The following is a 15,775-nucleotide window of genomic DNA, read 5'->3' as shown; positions in this document are numbered from 1 at the left end:
CATTCCCGCGCAGGCGGGAACCCAGAGCCGTAAACGCCGCGCCAGCCTATCTGGATTCCCGCCTGCGCGGGAATGACGAGGTGGGGAGAGCTCAAGCGTTGGGCAGGATTGCCGTCCGCCCGATCACGCGGCGTTCGCGCATGGCGAGGTAGGCCTCGCGCCAATCGGCCAGCGGCACGGCTGAGTGGACATGCGGGCGGATGCGGCCATCGCCTGCCAGCCCCAGGATCGCGGCCATGTCTTCCGCGCCGCGCGAGGGGAATCGGCGGCCATATTCGCCCGCGCGCACGCCGACGACCGAGAAGCCCTTGATCAGCGGAATGTTGGTGCGCACTTCGGCAATGCGTCCGCCGGCAAAGCCCACGACGAGCAGGCGGCCGCCGAATGCGGTGTAGCGGCACGCCTCATCGAACACATCGCCGCCAACGGGATCGTAAACGAGATCCGCGCCGCGCCCGCCGGTCAGTTCAAGGATCTGCTCGCGCAGGCCAGTGGGGCCAGCAAGCACATGATCGGGCGCATAGAGGCGCTGGATCGCCTCGCGCTTCTCAGCGGTGGAAGCCACCGCGATAACGGTGAGGCCGAGCGCCTTGCCGAGATCGACCGCAGCAAGGCCCACCCCGCCTGCCGCGCCGTGGACCACCAGCGTCTCGCCCGGCTCGGCGCGGCCGATGCGCGCGATGGCGGTGTAGGCGGTGATATAGGCGGCGCGCAGCGATGCGCCTTCGGCAAAGGACAGGCCAGCGGGCAGCGGCAGCAGCGCGGCATCGGCGAAGACGCCGTATTGCACCACGGCGCCCGTCAGGGTCGCGACGATCACCTTGTCGCCCACCTCCCAGCGGCTGCCCTCGCCCGCCGCGACGACTTCACCGGCAGCTTCCATGCCGGGCACGAAGGGCAGCGCAGGCTTGGCCTGATAGAGCCCCTCGGTCATCAGCAGATCGGGAAAGCCGAGAGAGGCGGCTTCGATGCGGACCAGCGCCTGCCCCGCCCCCGGCTGCGGCACGGGCCGCTCGGCAAGGCCTACGCCGGCGAGATCGGGGGCCAGCGCGGACACTTCGAGGACGCGCATTACGAGGGGCAGCATGGTCATCGGCGGTTGTTCTCCCGCCGCCCGCGATGCCTCAGCCGCGCCGCGCCGTCCAGACCCGTTCAGCCCTGGGCCGCCGATGCCCGCTGGTGCAGTCGGGTGATCGCATCGAGCGAGGAGAGCAGCGCGCCTTCCTGCCAGCAGCCGTAGTAGGAGCAATGCTCCCCCGCGAGCACGATGCGGCCATCCAGCGAGACAAGGTTCTGGTAGTGCGCGGCGCGGCTTTCCTCGGTCCAGGTGGCGCAGCAGCCCAGAATCCAGGGCATGCGGCTCCACGCAAGCGAAACGCCGCTGCGGAATTCGGATTTGTAGTGCTTGGGATGGAATACCGAGCCCTGATCGAGCGCGGCCTGAATGCGCTTCTCCGGTGTCATTCCCGCAAGGATATAGGCGCCGACGCCGAACGGATAGGCCCCGAGCAGCACGGCGGGGCCATCGCTGAAAGCACCGTGGCTGGGATAGCTGATGAGACCGATCGCCTGATCGGTGAACGAGCTGCCGCCATAGATCGCGTCCTCCGTCTCCCAGAAGCGGCGGTTCATTTCGAGCCCGATCTTGACCGAATTGCCATAGGGCAGCGCCTTGATTGCAGCCTTCTTGGCGCCCGAGACCTGAATTTCGATCTGGCCGAGCACGGTGGCGGGGATCGTGCAGACCATCCAGTCGGCCTTGGTCTCGCCCACCGCGCCGGTCTTGGCATCGGTCCACGAGGCGGTGACGCCGCGATCATCCTGCGCGATCTTCGTCACGCGGGTGCCATAGCGGATCTGCTTGCCGACGCGGGCCTGAAACGCCTTGCCGATATGGTCCATGCCGCCCCTGGGCTGGAACATCGAGGGTTGCATCACGTGCTCGGCAAAGAAGCCCAGCGTTTCCCAGATCTTGCTGTCGAGCGTATCGCTGAGGCTGAAGGGATCATTGGGGATCGGCTCGCCGTTCACCCCACCACCCGGCGGGCGCTGCCAGCCGCGCTGCTCGCCCAGCTTCTCGCTTTTCACATAGGCCATGTTCTTGTCGAGCACGCCCCAACTGCGCATCGCCTCGAGCAGCTTGGCCTTGTCCTCGCCCGTGACGGCCTGATCGAGCGCGCCTGCATTGAGCGCCTTGCCGAGCAGTTCGGAGACGTGGCCCTTCCAGTCTGTCACCACATCGCGGTAGCGCTGCGCCTTGCCGCCGAAAGCGCTCTTGCGGTGGACGAAGGCGTTGGTGTTGTTCTGGATATAGGGTTCGAGCTGGACGCCCAGTTCCTTGCAATAGTGCAGCACGGTGCGGTGGTGGTGCGGGATGCGCCAGGGGCCGGGGTTGATGTAGTTTCCGGGCGCGAAGCCGACTTTCTGGACCGAGCCGAGTTCGGTAACCACATCGCCGCCGCGCAAGGTCATGTTGCGCCCGCCCGCGCGGTTTTGCGTTTCGAGGATCTGGGCCTTGTAGCCCGCCTTGGTCAGTTCATAGGCCGCCAGCATGCCGGCAAGCCCCGCGCCGAGTACGAGGACCGAAGCGCCGCGCTTTGCACCGGATAGCCCCGGCGGGCCGGTGAACTGCGATTCCGCCGCGTGACCCATCACCGTCATCGCCTGATAGAGCGCCGCACCGCCGCCCACCTTTCCGATCAGGGTGAGGAGATCGCGGCGGGTTGTCGGCAAAACAGATTCGGTCATGCGGGGCACCTTGAAAACGTGAGTCTCTGGCGGGACATCAGTGGCCGCAATTGCAATCGGGCACCGGCGGATTGGCGGTGGTGATGCGGTCGAGATCGGCGACCGTCACCGCATCGGGATAGGCATTGAAGTGGCCGCGCACGTAGTTGATTACCGCGGCGATCTGGGGGCGGGTGAGAATGTCGGTAAACCACGGCATGCCGCCGCGTCCCTTGAGCACGACGATGCTGGCATAATCGTGATCGGCAAGGCGCGGATTGCCGGCTAGCGCGGGGAACATCGCGCCGGGGACCCCGCCGCCCTTCGCATCGGCCATGTGGCAGGACTGGCAGATCTGCTCGTAAAGCTCCCTGCCCTCGTCCGAAACCTCGACCGTGGAAGCGCCGCCACGGTCTTGCGCCGCGCCGGGATCGGCGAACGCGAGTGCGGCGGCGAGGGCAAGCGCGCCGGCAAGAAGAGACGTGTGGCGATATCCCGGCAAGGTCGTGGTCCCACTCCTGCTACCGTCGGTACTGCGCCAAGCTATGCTGCATTGCAGCGCCGTCAATGCAAATTGTTGCTGGATTGACGCGCGCGGCCCTGACCATTGGGGCATTCAGCCGCTTTTGCGGCTGCGAATTGTCGCGTATGGTCGCCGCCGAACCCGCCGCTTGCTGCGGCGCTGTTTGAAGGGGACCTCCGATGCGCTTCACGCTTCTTTCCGCGCTGGCTTTCGCCGCGCTTGCTTTCGCCCATCCTGCCGCGGCGCAGGTGACTCGCGTTCAAAGCAATCCGCAGGCGCTGATCCTCGACGGGGCGGACGTGAAAGCGGGGACGGACCTGTTCTACCTGTCGGGCCAGCTCGCCTCCCCCATCGATCCGGCCAAGACCTTTGCCGACGTGAAATCGATCGAGGACCTCGGCGATACGAAAGCGCAGACAATCAGCGCGCTCGCCAAGATCAAGTCGATCCTCGAGGCGCGCGGTTATGCGATGTCGGACGTGATCAAGCTGACGTTGTTCGTGGTGGCCGATCCCAAGCTCGGCAAGATGGACTTTGCCGGGGCGAACGAAGGCTTCAAGCAATTCTTCAAGACGGCCGAAAACCCCAATACCGTGGCGCGATCGACCTTTCAGGTGGCGGCACTGGCGGGCCCCTATTTCCTGATCGAGATCGAGGCGGTCGCCGCGAAGAAGCGCTGAGGCGGGCGGCAGCGGGAACGCCAAGGAACGATTGCAAACGTATTCTTTTGGACAGCCGCCCCGCTTCGGTCTCTTAGGCGGCATGTGGTGGCTTGCCGCCGGTGACATCCCTCGCCTAGTCTGCGAGGCGAGCACCGGGAGAGGCCGGACACCATTGGGACGCCAGAGCGAGGGCCGCCGCAGAAGCCCGTGCCAAGCCGCATCCGATCAGGGGGAGTGACGATCCGTGCGCCTCGACCAGAGTGACAAGCCCGCTGCCAGCGCCTCACGCGCCGAGGCGGGTGATATGCAGGCCCATATTCTCGACGTTCTGCGGCACCGCGTGGGCAAGGACGTCCATTCCGCGACCCCGCACGACTGGTTTACCGCAACCGTCCTCGCGCTGCGCGACAAGGTGATCGACCAGTGGATGGAATCGACGCACCGCACGTATGAGGCAGGCGGCAAGCGGGTCTATTACCTCAGCCTCGAATTCCTGATCGGCCGCCTGCTGCGCGATGCGCTTTCGAACATGGGCCTGACGCGGGAGATGGAAAAGGCGCTGCGCTCCTATGGCTTCGATCTTTCGGCGATCGAGGATCTGGAGCCCGATGCGGCGCTCGGCAATGGCGGGCTCGGGCGGCTGGCGGCGTGCTTCATGGAAAGCCTCGCAAGCCTCGATATCCCTGCTTACGGCTATGGCATCCGCTATGTGAACGGCATGTTCCGCCAGCGGCTGGATGACGGCTGGCAGGTGGAACTGCCCGAGACCTGGCTCAGCCACGGCAATCCCTGGGAATTCGACCGGCGCGAGAGCGCATACCGCATCGGCTTCGGCGGCGAAGTGGTGGACAAGGGCGACCGGGTGGAGTGGATTCCGGCCGAGCAGGTCGAAGCCTCCGCGGTCGATACGCCGGTGGTCGGCTGGCGCGGCAAGCGGGTCAACACGCTGCGGCTGTGGACCGCGAGCGCGCTCGATCCGATCCGATTGGATGCCTTCAATGCGGGCGACTATACCGGTGCGCTGGCCGAAGAAGTGCGTGCCGAAACGCTGGTGCGCGTGCTCTATCCGGCGGATTCCAGCCCCGCCGGGCAGGAACTGCGGCTGCGGCAGGAGTATTTCTTCACCTCCGCCTCGATCCAGGACATCGTGCGCCGTCACGTGCAGACGTACGGCGATATCGCCAGCCTGCCGGACAAGGCGGCGATCCAGCTGAACGATACGCACCCCGCCGTCGCGGTGGCCGAGATCATGCGGATATTGGTCGATCTCCACGGGCTCGATTTCAACGAGGCGTGGGACGTGACGCGGCGCACGGTCGGCTATACCAACCACACCCTGCTGCCCGAGGCGCTGGAGAGCTGGCCGCTGCCGCTGTTCGAACGGCTGCTGCCGCGCCACATGCAGATCATCTACGCGATCAACAGCCGCGTGCTGCGCGAGGCGCGCAAGAGCGGAGCCGATGACCGTGCAATCTCCGCGATCAGCTTGATCGACGAAGCGGGCGAACGGCGCGTACGCATGGCGAACCTTGCGTTCGTGGGCGCGCACAGCGTGAACGGGGTGGCGGCGCTCCATACCGAACTGATGAAGTCCACGGTCTTTTCGGACCTGCACGGGCTTTATCCCACGCGCATCAACAACAAGACCAACGGCGTCACGCCGCGCCGCTGGCTGCAGCAGTGCAATCCGGGCCTCACCAGCGTGATCACCGATGCGATCGGGCCGGGCTTCCTCGACGATGCCGAGAAGTTGGCGGAGCTCAATGCCTTTGCCGATGACGCCGCACTGGGCGAGCGGATTGCCGAAGTGAAGCGGGCCAACAAGGTCGCGCTCGCGGCCTATGTGCGCCAGACCATGGGCCTCAGGCTCGATCCCGATGCGCTGTTCGATGTGCAGATCAAGCGCATCCACGAATACAAGCGCCAGTTGCTCAATTTGATCGAGACGGTGGCGCTGTACGATCAGATCCGCAGCCACCCGGAGCGCGACTGGGTGCCGCGCGTGAAGATCTTTGGCGGCAAGGCGGCATCGAGCTATCACAACGCCAAGCTGATCATCAAACTGGCGAGCGACATCGCGCGGCGGGTGAACGCCGATCCTTCGGTGGGCGGGCTGCTCAAGGTCGTGTTCATGCCGGATTACAACGTTTCGAAGGCCGAGCGGATCATTCCGGCGGCGGACCTTTCGGAGCAGATCAGCACGGCGGGCATGGAAGCCTCGGGCACCGGCAACATGAAGTTTGCGCTGAACGGCGCGCTTACCATCGGCACGCTTGATGGCGCGAATGTCGAGATCAAGGACCGGGTGGGTGACGAGAATATCGTGATCTTCGGGCTGACGGCAGACGAAGTCGCTGAGAAGCGTGCCGGCGGTTACAATCCGCGCGCCGTGATCGAGGCGAGCCGCGAATTGCAGCAGGCGGTCTCGGCCATCGCGACGGGCGTGTTCTCGCCCGATGATCCAACGCGCTATGCCTCCCTGATGGGCGGCATTTACGACCACGACTGGTTCATGGTCGCGGCCGATTTCGACGGCTACCACGCGGCGCAGCGCAAGGTGGACCGGATGTGGGAAGATCAGACCGGGTGGCGCGCCAAGGCAATCCGCAACATCGCCAACGTCGGCTGGTTCTCGTCCGACCGCACGATCGGCGAATATGCGCGCGAGATCTGGGGAGCTTTGACTTGATCACGATTCTGGCCTCATGAAGCCCTCCCCCGCCGCGCTCGAAGCCCTGCTGAACGGGACTCATGCCGATCCCTTCGCGCTTCTGGGGATTCACGAGGGACCGGGTGGTGCCTTTGCCCGCGCGGTGCTGCCGGGGGCAGAGACGGCGGAGGCCCATGCGCTGGGCGGAGAAACGCTGGGCACGCTGACGCGGATCGACGAGCGCGGGCTGTTCGAAGGCGTGGTCAAAGGGCCGCGCCAGCCGGTGAAGTATCGCTGCACCGCAGGCCCGCACGAGTGGTGGCAGACCGACGCCTATTCGTTTGGGCCGGTGCTGGGGCCGCTCGACGATTTCCTGATCAATGAGGGCACGCATCTTCGCCTGTTCGACAAACTCGGCGCGCATGTGATCGATCACGAAGGCGCGCGGGGCGTGCATTTCGCGGTCTGGGCGCCCAATGCCGAGCTGGTCTCGGTGGTCGGCGAATTCAACGACTGGGACGGGCGCCGCCACCCGATGCGGCGGCGGGCCGATATCGGCGTCTGGGAAGTGTTCCTGCCCGATATCGAGCCGGGGCGCGCGTACAAGTACCGCGTGGTCGGCCCTGGCGGCGCAGTGCAGCCGCTCAAGGCCGATCCGTTTGCCTTCCGCTCCGAACTGCGGCCCGCGACGGCGAGCGTGATCGATGCGCCTGATGTGCATGCGTGGGGCGATGCCGACCACCGCGCAAGCTGGGCCGCGACCGATCCGCGCCGGGTGCCGATCTCGATCTACGAAGTGCACCCCGGATCTTGGCAGAAGCCCGGCGATGGCCGCGAGTTCTATTCGTGGGACGAGCTGGCAGACCGGCTGATCCCCTATGTCGTCGAGATGGGCTTCACCCATATCGAGTTCCTGCCCGTTTCCGAGCATCCCTTCGATCCGAGCTGGGGTTACCAGACGACCGGCCTGTTTGCGCCGTCCGCCCGCTTCGGCGAGCCCGAGGGCTTTGCACGGTTCGTTGATGGGGCGCACCGGGCGGGGATCGGCGTGCTGATCGATTGGGTGCCGGCGCACTTCCCGGTCGATGCGCATGGCCTTGCGCAGTTCGACGGCACGTATCTCTATGAGCATGCCGACCCGCGGCTGGGCTTCCATCCCGATTGGCAGACCGCGATCTACAATTTCGGGCGGCGCGAAGTCCTGAGCTTCCTGGTGAACAATGCGCTCTATTGGGCTGAGCGCTATCACGTCGATGGCCTGCGCGTGGATGCCGTCGCCTCGATGCTCTACCGCGATTACAGCCGCAAGGACGGCGAGTGGATCCCCAATGCCGAGGGGGGCCGCGAGAACTGGGAAGCGGTGGCATTCCTGCAGGCGATGAACCGTGCGGTCTATGCGAGCCATGCCGGGTTCCTGACGATTGCCGAGGAATCGACGAGCTGGCCGGGCGTCACCCTGCCGACAGATGCGAGCGGGCCACCACGCGGGGGCCTCGGCTTCGGGTTCAAGTGGAACATGGGCTTCATGCACGACACGCTGGCCTACATGGCGCGCGATGCGGTGCACCGGCGCTATCACCACGACGAGATCACCTTCGGGCTGATGTATGCCTTCAGCGAGAACTTCGTGCTGCCGCTGAGCCATGACGAAGTGGTCCACGGCAAGGGATCGCTGCTGGGCAAGATGAGCGGCGTGGATGCCTGGCAGAAGTTCGCCAACCTGCGCGCCTATTACGGGCTGATGTGGGGCTATCCGGGCAAGAAGCTGCTGTTCATGGGGCAGGAGTTTGCGCAGGGGCGCGAATGGAGCGAGGCGCGCGAACTCGATTGGTATCAGCTTGATCTCGCTGAACATGCCGGGGTGCAGCGCTGGGTGAAGGACCTCAACCACGCCTATCGCACCTTGCCCGCGCTCCATCAGCGCGATTGCGAGGGTGAGGGCTTTGAATGGCTGGTGGTCGATGATGCCGCCGCTTCGGTCTTCGCCTGGGCGCGGAAGGCACCGGGCGCGCCGACGGTGGTTGTCGTCAGCAACATGACACCGACGCTGCACGGGCACTACCGCCTGCCGTTCCCCGAGAACGGCACGTGGCGCGAGGCGCTCAACAGCGATGCGGGCAACTATGGCGGATCGGGCCAGGGCAATCTGGGCGGCGTGACGGCGCAAGATGGCGCGGCACTTGTCGTGCTGCCGCCACTGTCGACAGTGATGTTCGTGTTCGAGGGATAAGCGCTTCACGAGACAAGAATTGGGGCAAGGAGGGAGAAGGACCATGCGCGATACTTATGGACAGCCGCTGGCGCGTGACGCCATGGCCTATGTGCTGGCAGGCGGGCGCGGCAGCCGCCTGTGGGAGCTGACCGACAACCGCGCCAAGCCCGCGGTCTATTTCGGCGGGGTCAGCCGGATCATCGACTTCGCGCTTTCGAACGCGATCAATTCGGGCATTCGGCGCATCGGCGTGGCGACGCAATACAAGGCGCATTCGCTGATCCGCCACATGCAGCGCGCATGGAACTTCATGCGGCCAGAGCGCAACGAGAGCTTTGACATCCTGCCCGCTTCACAGCGCATTTCCGAGCATGCGTGGTATGAAGGGACGGCGGACGCGGTTTACCAGAACCTCGACATCATCGCGAGCCACGCGCCCAAGTACATGGTCATCCTTGCGGGCGATCATATCTACAAGATGGACTACGAGATCATGCTGCAGCAGCATGTCGCGACCGGCGCGGACGTGACGATCGGCTGCCTCGTGGTGAAGCGCGAGGAAGCCAAGGGCTTTGGCGTGATGGCGGTCGATGGCGCTTCGGTGATCACCGATTTCGTCGAGAAGCCGGAAGATCCGCCCGCGATCCCCGGCGATCCCGAACACTCGCTCGCCTCGATGGGCATCTACGTGTTCGAGACGAAGTTCCTGTTCGAGGCGCTGCGCCGCGATGCGGCCGATCCCAATTCGACCCGCGATTTCGGCAAGGATATCATCCCCGATATCGTCAAGAACGGGAAGGCTGTCGCCCACCGCTTCACCGATAGCTGCATCCGCGCGGCCGAGGAAATCGGCGAATACTGGCGCGATGTCGGCACGGTAGACGCTTATTTCGAGGCGAACCTCGATCTGACCGACGTGGTGCCCAAGCTCAACATGTATGATCGCGACTGGCCGATCTGGACGGACCAGGTCGTGGCCGCGCCGGCCAAGTTCGTCCACGATCTCGAGGGGCGGCGCGGCATGGCGATTTCCTCGCTGATCTCGCAGGACTGCATCGTCTCGGGCGCGATCGCGCGGCGGTCGTTGCTGTTTACCGGCGTGAAAATGGGCTCGTTCTCCAGCGTCGATGAGGGCGTGATCCTGCCTTATTGCAACATCGGGCGCGGCGCACGGCTCAGCCGCGTGATCCTCGATTCCGGCGTGCGCATTCCCGAGGGCCTTGTGGTGGGCGAGGACCCGATCCTCGATGCCAAGCGCTTCCGCCGCACCGAAAGCGGGGTGTGCCTGATCAACAAGGCGATGATCGAGCGGCTGACGTGACACCGGCGACATTTCACTGCCGTTTCTGCCCCTCCCCCGTTTGGGGGAGGCCGGGTGGGGGTGAGTGGCGCTTGCGGGAAAGGCCGAACCCCCTCCCCCAACCCCTCCCTACTGGGGAAGGGAGCAGCGCTGGAGTGCTCTCATGACGCTCAATGTCCTCTCCGTCGCCTCCGAAGCGGTGCCGCTGGTCAAGACCGGCGGCCTCGCCGATGTGGTGGGCGCGCTGCCCGAGGCGCTGGCGGCGCACGATGTGGCCATGACGACCCTGCTGCCGGGCTATCCGGCGGTGATCGCCACGCTCGGCAAGAAGCCCAAGGTGGTGCACAAGTGGGAGAGCCTGCTGGGCGAACCCGCACGGCTGCTGGCGGGCAGGATCGGCGGCCATGCACTGCTGGTGCTCGATGCGCCGGGGCTCTATGCGCGTGAGGGCGGGCCATATGGCGATGCCACCGGGCGCGACTGGGCGGACAACTGGAAACGCTTTGCCGCCTTCGGTCGCGCGGCGGCGGATGTGGCGGGGGGCGTGGTCAAAGGGCTGTCGTTCGATCTCGTCCATGCTCATGACTGGCAGGCGGGGATGACGCTGGCCTATGAGCGCTTTGCACCAGCGGGGCCGCAGCTGCCTTCGGTGATCACGATCCACAACATGGCGTTTCAGGGGCATTACGGCGCGGACCTGTTTCCGGCGCTGGGCCTTCCGCCGCAGGCCATGGCGATCGACGGGATCGAATATCACGGCGGGATCAGCTTCCTGAAAGCCGGTCTCGCTTCCGCCAGCCGGATCACCACGGTGAGCCCGACTTACGCGCGCGAAATCCGCGAGCCCGGCTTCGGCATGGGCCTCGAAGGCCTGATCCGCGCGCGGGAAAGCGACGTGAGCGGGATCGTCAACGGGATCGATCCGGCGGTGTGGAACCCGGCGAGCGATCCGGCGCTGAAGGCCCCCTACACCGCCAAGGCACTCGGCAAGCGAGCGGCGAACAAGCGCGCGCTGGAGGCCGAATTTGGGCTCGAAAATGGGGACAGTCCCCTTTTTATCGTCATCAGCCGGCTGACCTGGCAGAAGGGCATGGACGTGCTGCTCGAAGCGGCAGACCATCTTGTCGGCATCGGCGGGCGGTTGGCGCTTTTGGGTTCGGGCGATGCGGCGCTCGAAAGCGGGTTTCATGCGGCAGCGGCGCGGCATCCGGGGCGGATCGGGGTGCGCATCGGCTATGATGAGGCGCTTTCGCACCACATGCTGGGCGGGGGTGATGCGATCCTAGTGCCGAGCCGGTTCGAGCCTTGCGGGCTGACGCAGCTCTATGGCCTCGCCTATGGCTGCGTGCCGGTGGTGAGCCGCACGGGGGGGCTTGCCGATACGGTGATCGACGCCAATCTCGCCGCCCGGCAGGCCGGCGTGGCGACGGGCGTACAGTTTGACGGGGTGCGGTATCAGACCCTCGCCGATGCGCTGACCCGGACGGTGCAACTGTTCCGCGATCCCGCCGCCTGGCGCAGCCTGCAGCGCGCGGGGATGAGCGCCGATTTCTCATGGACCGGCAGCGGCGGGGCCTATGCCGACCTCTACAAGAGCCTTACGGTAACGCCATGATCCAGACGATTCCCTCGACGCCGTTCGCCGACCAGAAGCCCGGTACTTCGGGCCTGCGCAAGAAGGTCCGCGTGTTCGCGCAAGCCAACTACGCCGAGAACTTCATCCAGTCGGTGTTCGATGCTGTCTCGCCCGAGCCGGGTTCGACGCTCGTGATCGGCGGGGACGGACGGTATCACAACCGGACGGTGATCCAGGCGGCGATCCGCATCGCGGCGGCGAATGGCTACGGCCGGGTGCTGGTGGGCCGTGGCGGCATCCTTTCGACGCCTGCCGCCAGCCATGTGATCCGCAAGTACGGTGCGAGCGGCGGGCTCATCCTTTCGGCCAGCCACAACCCCGGCGGGCCGGACGAGGACTTCGGCATCAAGTACAACATCGCCAATGGCGGCCCCGCGCCCGAGGCGATTACCGATGCGATCTTCGCGCGGACCAAGGTGATCGACCGCTGGCTGACGGTGGAAGCGGCGGACGTCGATCTCGATACGCTGGGCGTGCAGACGGTGGCGGGCATGACCGTCGTGGTGATCGATTCTGTGGCCGACTGGGCCGATCTGATGGAGACGCTGTTCGATTTCCCCGCGATCCGCGCGGCGGTCGCGAATGACCTCAGCATGGCGTTCGATGCGATGCATGCCGTGACCGGCCCCTACGCCATCGAAGTGCTGGAAAAGCGGCTGGGGTTCCGCCCCGGCACCGTCCACAATGGCGTGCCGCTGGAAGACTTTGGTGGGCACCATCCCGATCCCAACCGCGTCCATGCCAAAGTGCTGTTCGACCTCATGTTCTCGCCCGATGCGCCCGCGTTCGGGGCAGCATCGGACGGGGACGGAGACCGCAACCTGATCGTGGGCAAGGGCATCTTCATCACGCCATCAGACAGCCTCGCGATGCTGGCGGCCAATGCGCACCTCGCGCCGGGCTATGCCAAAGGCCTCTCCGGGATCGCGCGCTCGATGCCGACGAGCGCAGCGGCAGACCGGGTGGCGGAGGCGCTCGGCATTCCGGCATTCGAGACGCCGACGGGCTGGAAGTTCTTCGGCACCCTGCTCGATGCGGGCAAGGCGACGATCTGCGGCGAGGAAAGCGCGGGCACCGGTTCGGACCATGTGCGCGAGAAGGACGGGCTCTGGGCGGTGCTGCTCTGGCTCAACATCCTTGCCGTGCGGGGCGAGAGCGTGGAGGCGATTGCGCGGGCGCACTGGGCGAAGTTCGGGCGGAATTACTACGCGCGGCACGATTATGAAGCACTGCCCAAGGATGTGGCGGAGGCGCTGATGGCCGCGCTGGAGGCCTCGTTCCCCGCGCTGCCCGGCAAGGTCTTCGGGCCGCTGACGGTCGAGAAGGCCGACAGCTTTGCCTATGACGATCCGGTCGATGGCTCGCACAGCGCCAACCAAGGCCTGCGCGTGCTGTTTGTGGGCGGATCGCGCATCGTGCTCAGGCTTTCAGGCACGGGCACCGAGGGCGCGACGTTGCGGCTCTATCTGGAGCGCTACGAGCCAGCGGGCGGCACGCTCGATGCCGATACCGACGCCATGCTGGGCGATCTGATCGCAGCAGCCGAAGCGATTGCCGGGATCGCCGCGCGCACCGGCCGGTCGGCGCCTGACGTGATCACATGACCCAGCTTTCGGTGCGCGCGCCGCGCGCCGAGGCTCTCACGCTCTGCCTGTTTGACGGGGATGCCGAGACCCGGCTGCCGATGGCGCGGCGGGGGGATGATTGGGTGCTCGAGGCCCCTGCTCCCGGCACGTGCTATGGCCTGCGCGCGGAAGGCGAATGGGCGCCCGAGCGCGGACTGTGGTTCGATCCTGCCAAGCTTCTGGTCGATCCGCGCGCGTTCGAGCTGGACCGTGCCTTCACCTACAGCCCCGCGCTTTCGGCGTACGGCGTGGATACCGCCGCGCTGGTTCCGCGCGCGGTGATGCACGGCCCGTTGCCGGAGGTGCCCTTGCGGCCACCGGTCTTCAAGCGCGGCGGGCTGATCTACGAAGTCAACGTGCGCGGCCTCACCATGCTGCATCCGGATGTGCCCGAGGCGAAGCGCGGCACAGTGGCGGCGCTCGCGCATCCGGCGGTGCTGGCGCATCTCGAAAAGCTGCATGTCAGCGCGGTGGAGCTCATGCCGATCACGGCGTGGATCGATGAGCGCCACCTGCCGCCACTCGGGCTCAGCAATGCCTGGGGGTATAATCCGGTCGTACCGATGGCGCTCGATCCGCGGCTGTGCCCGGGCGGCGTGGCGGAACTGCGCGAGACGGTGGCGGCGCTCCACGCGCGCAGGATCGGGGTGATCCTCGATCTCGTGTTCAACCATACTGGTGAAAGCGATGTGCTGGGGCCGGTGCTGTCGTTTCGCGGGCTCGACAATGCGGCCTATGCCCACAACGCCGATGGCTCGCTGATCAACGATACCGGCTGCGGCAACACGCTCGATTTCGCGAACCCGGCGGTGCGCGCGCTGGTGATCGAAAGTTTGCGCCATTTCGTGCAGCATTGCGGGGTGGACGGGTTCCGCTTCGATCTCGCAACCGTGATGGCGCGCGGGCCGGGCTTTGCGGCGGATGCGCCGATCTTTGCCGAGATTGCCGCCGATCCGTGGCTCGCGGACCGGGTGCTGATTGCCGAGCCGTGGGATATCGGGCCGGGCGGCTATCAGGTGGGGCGGTTTCCCGCGCACTGGCTCGAATGGAACGACCGCTATCGTGATGATGTGCGGCGGTTCTGGCGGGGCGATGCGGGCGTTGGCCTGCTGGCGACGCGGATTGCAGGCTCGTCCGACATTTTCGGCAAGGACTGCCGCGGGGTGAACTACCTTGCCGCGCATGACGGGTTCACCTTGGCCGATACGCTCGCCTATGCCGAGCGGCACAACCACGCCAACGGCGAGGACAATCGCGACGGACATGGCGAGAACTTCAGCTGGAACAACGGCGTCGAAGGGCCGAGCGATGATCCCGCGGTGCGCGCCCGCCGCGCGGAGCTGGCTCGGGCGATGCTGGGCACGCTGTTCGTCTCGACCGGCACGATCATGCTGACGGCAGGCGACGAGTTCGGTCGCAGCCAGCAAGGCAACAACAACGCCTATGCGCAAGACAACGCGGTGACGTGGATCGACTGGGAAAACCGCGACCGCGCGCTGGAAGACCATGTCGCGGCGCTGGCGGCGTGGCGGGCGGCGCGCAGCCTTGCGCAGTTTCCGCAAGGGGGCGAATGGCGCGCGCTTGATGGGGCGGCGATGGACGCCGCGCGCTGGGAGGACCCACAGGCGGCGGGCTTCACATGGCAATCAAAAAGCGAGGCGGCGCGATCGACGGGATTGAGGATCGATCGCGCCGCCTCCTATGCCGGACCCGGGGTGGACGGACCCGGAATCCGCTCAGGCGCGCTGCCAGACTAGCGCCGGATCAAACTCGTCCCGCGCCGCCGGCTGCGCACGCGGTGTATCCTGCACAACCGGCAGCGGCTGCGGCAGGAGCGTGTTGAGCAGCAGGCGGCCAAATGCCCAATCGCCCAGTTCGGACGCGGCGTTGATGTGGCCGACCTCCCCCGCATCGGCGAGGCGGGCGCCCCAGCGGCGGGCAAGCCCGCGTGCCTGCGCCATCGTCAGGTAAGGGTCGTTGCGGCTGGCAACGAGCACCGAAGGAAACGGCAGCGCGCGCTCGGGCACAGGGGCGAAGCGGGTGAGCCGCCGGTCGAGCGGGCGCTCCTCTACATCGGGCGGGGCCACCAGCAGCGCGCCGATGACCTTTCCGCCATCCACGGGTCCACCGGGCTGCTCGTACTCCGCCCACCAGGCAACCGCGAGGCAGCCGAGGCTGTGCGCGGCGAGCGCCACCGGCCCTTCGGCGCGCTGGACCGCGAGGTTGAGCTTGTTCACCCAGGTGTTGCGATGGGGATCTTCCCACAGCCCCAGATCGACCCGGCGGCAGCGCGGCAAGCGGGCCTCCCATGTCGTCTGCCAGTGGCCGGGGCCGGAGTTGCCAAGGCCCGGCACGGTAAGGATCACCGGCTGGACCGCTTCGTTCTGAACAGTGATGAAATTGGCCATAAAACGTCTCCAGGAGAGGAAATGGCCGGTCG

At 66.2% G+C, this 15,775-nt stretch carries 11 protein-coding genes; 7 read left to right on the top strand and 4 right to left on the bottom strand.

The window, feature by feature from the left end; translation table 11 throughout:
* Positions 1–91 precede the first annotated feature (91 nt).
* The 3 genes from ACO06X_RS19270 to ACO06X_RS19260 are packed head-to-tail and all read right to left on the bottom strand — an operon-like array spanning position 92 to position 3,229.
* Positions 92–1,093 carry an NADPH:quinone oxidoreductase family protein gene (locus ACO06X_RS19270; RefSeq protein ID WP_421837743.1) on the bottom strand — a complete coding sequence of 334 codons (1,002 nt, stop codon included), beginning with the start codon at positions 1,091–1,093 and terminating at the stop codon, positions 92–94.
* Positions 1,094–1,152: 59 nt separating this feature from the next.
* Positions 1,153–2,748 carry a flavin monoamine oxidase family protein gene (locus ACO06X_RS19265; RefSeq protein ID WP_421837742.1) on the bottom strand — a complete coding sequence of 532 codons (1,596 nt, stop codon included), beginning with the start codon at positions 2,746–2,748 and terminating at the stop codon, positions 1,153–1,155.
* Positions 2,749–2,785: 37 nt separating this feature from the next.
* On the bottom strand, positions 2,786–3,229 hold the full coding sequence (locus ACO06X_RS19260; protein WP_421837741.1) for a c-type cytochrome: 444 nt from the start codon (positions 3,227–3,229) through the stop codon (positions 2,786–2,788).
* Positions 3,230–3,429: 200 nt separating this feature from the next.
* Between ACO06X_RS19260 and ACO06X_RS19255 the strand changes: the two genes are divergently transcribed.
* From ACO06X_RS19255 to glgX, 7 genes are all read left to right on the top strand, one after another.
* A complete protein-coding gene (locus ACO06X_RS19255; protein WP_421837740.1) occupies positions 3,430–3,930 on the top strand; it encodes a Rid family hydrolase in 501 nt (166 codons plus the stop codon).
* Positions 3,931–4,216: 286 nt separating this feature from the next.
* Positions 4,217–6,601: a glycogen/starch/alpha-glucan phosphorylase gene (locus ACO06X_RS19250; RefSeq protein WP_421839954.1), complete on the top strand. Its 2,385-nt coding sequence runs from the start codon at positions 4,217–4,219 to the stop codon at positions 6,599–6,601.
* A gap of 16 nt (positions 6,602–6,617) precedes the next feature.
* Entirely contained in the window at positions 6,618–8,792 is a 2,175-nt protein-coding gene (glgB, locus tag ACO06X_RS19245) for a 1,4-alpha-glucan branching protein GlgB (protein ID WP_421837739.1), read from the top strand.
* 43 nt (positions 8,793–8,835) lie between these two features.
* Positions 8,836–10,095 (top strand): glucose-1-phosphate adenylyltransferase, encoded by a 1,260-nt coding sequence (gene glgC, locus ACO06X_RS19240; RefSeq protein WP_421837738.1) that lies wholly within the window; start codon positions 8,836–8,838, stop codon positions 10,093–10,095.
* A 142-nt stretch (positions 10,096–10,237) separates the two neighbouring features.
* Positions 10,238–11,689 (top strand): glycogen synthase GlgA, encoded by a 1,452-nt coding sequence (gene glgA / locus ACO06X_RS19235; protein WP_421837737.1) that lies wholly within the window; start codon positions 10,238–10,240, stop codon positions 11,687–11,689.
* Complete coding sequence (locus tag ACO06X_RS19230; RefSeq protein WP_421837736.1) at positions 11,686–13,314, top strand: alpha-D-glucose phosphate-specific phosphoglucomutase; 1,629 nt, start codon at positions 11,686–11,688, stop codon at positions 13,312–13,314. Before glgA ends, ACO06X_RS19230 begins: the two co-directional genes overlap by 4 nt.
* On the top strand, positions 13,311–15,092 hold the full coding sequence (gene glgX / locus ACO06X_RS19225) for a glycogen debranching protein GlgX (protein WP_421837735.1): 1,782 nt from the start codon (positions 13,311–13,313) through the stop codon (positions 15,090–15,092). Before ACO06X_RS19230 ends, glgX begins: the two co-directional genes overlap by 4 nt.
* On the opposite strand, the gene ACO06X_RS19220 is transcribed toward glgX, so the two are convergent.
* Entirely contained in the window at positions 15,072–15,743 is a 672-nt protein-coding gene (locus tag ACO06X_RS19220; RefSeq protein WP_421837734.1) for an RBBP9/YdeN family alpha/beta hydrolase, read from the bottom strand. The two genes, glgX and ACO06X_RS19220, sit on opposite strands and share 21 nt — an antisense overlap.
* Between the last annotated feature and the right edge of the window lie 32 nt (positions 15,744–15,775).

Source organism: Novosphingobium sp. (genome assembly GCF_965229225.1).
Taxonomy (GTDB): Bacteria; Pseudomonadota; Alphaproteobacteria; order Sphingomonadales; family Sphingomonadaceae; genus Novosphingobium.
This window is presented reverse-complemented; position numbering and strand designations above follow the sequence as displayed.

Coding starts and splice junctions, on each gene's coding strand:
- ACO06X_RS19270 (WP_421837743.1), bottom strand. CDS start 1,093: ATGACCATGCTGCCCCTCGTAATGCGCGTCCTCGAAGTGTCCGCGCTG.
- ACO06X_RS19230 (WP_421837736.1), top strand. CDS start 11,686: ATGATCCAGACGATTCCCTCGACGCCGTTCGCCGACCAGAAGCCCGGT.
- glgA (WP_421837737.1), top strand. CDS start 10,238: ATGACGCTCAATGTCCTCTCCGTCGCCTCCGAAGCGGTGCCGCTGGTC.
- ACO06X_RS19250 (WP_421839954.1), top strand. CDS start 4,217: ATGCAGGCCCATATTCTCGACGTTCTGCGGCACCGCGTGGGCAAGGAC.
- ACO06X_RS19255 (WP_421837740.1), top strand. CDS start 3,430: ATGCGCTTCACGCTTCTTTCCGCGCTGGCTTTCGCCGCGCTTGCTTTC.
- ACO06X_RS19265 (WP_421837742.1), bottom strand. CDS start 2,748: ATGACCGAATCTGTTTTGCCGACAACCCGCCGCGATCTCCTCACCCTG.
- glgB (WP_421837739.1), top strand. CDS start 6,618: ATGAAGCCCTCCCCCGCCGCGCTCGAAGCCCTGCTGAACGGGACTCAT.
- ACO06X_RS19220 (WP_421837734.1), bottom strand. CDS start 15,743: ATGGCCAATTTCATCACTGTTCAGAACGAAGCGGTCCAGCCGGTGATC.
- glgC (WP_421837738.1), top strand. CDS start 8,836: ATGCGCGATACTTATGGACAGCCGCTGGCGCGTGACGCCATGGCCTAT.
- glgX (WP_421837735.1), top strand. CDS start 13,311: ATGACCCAGCTTTCGGTGCGCGCGCCGCGCGCCGAGGCTCTCACGCTC.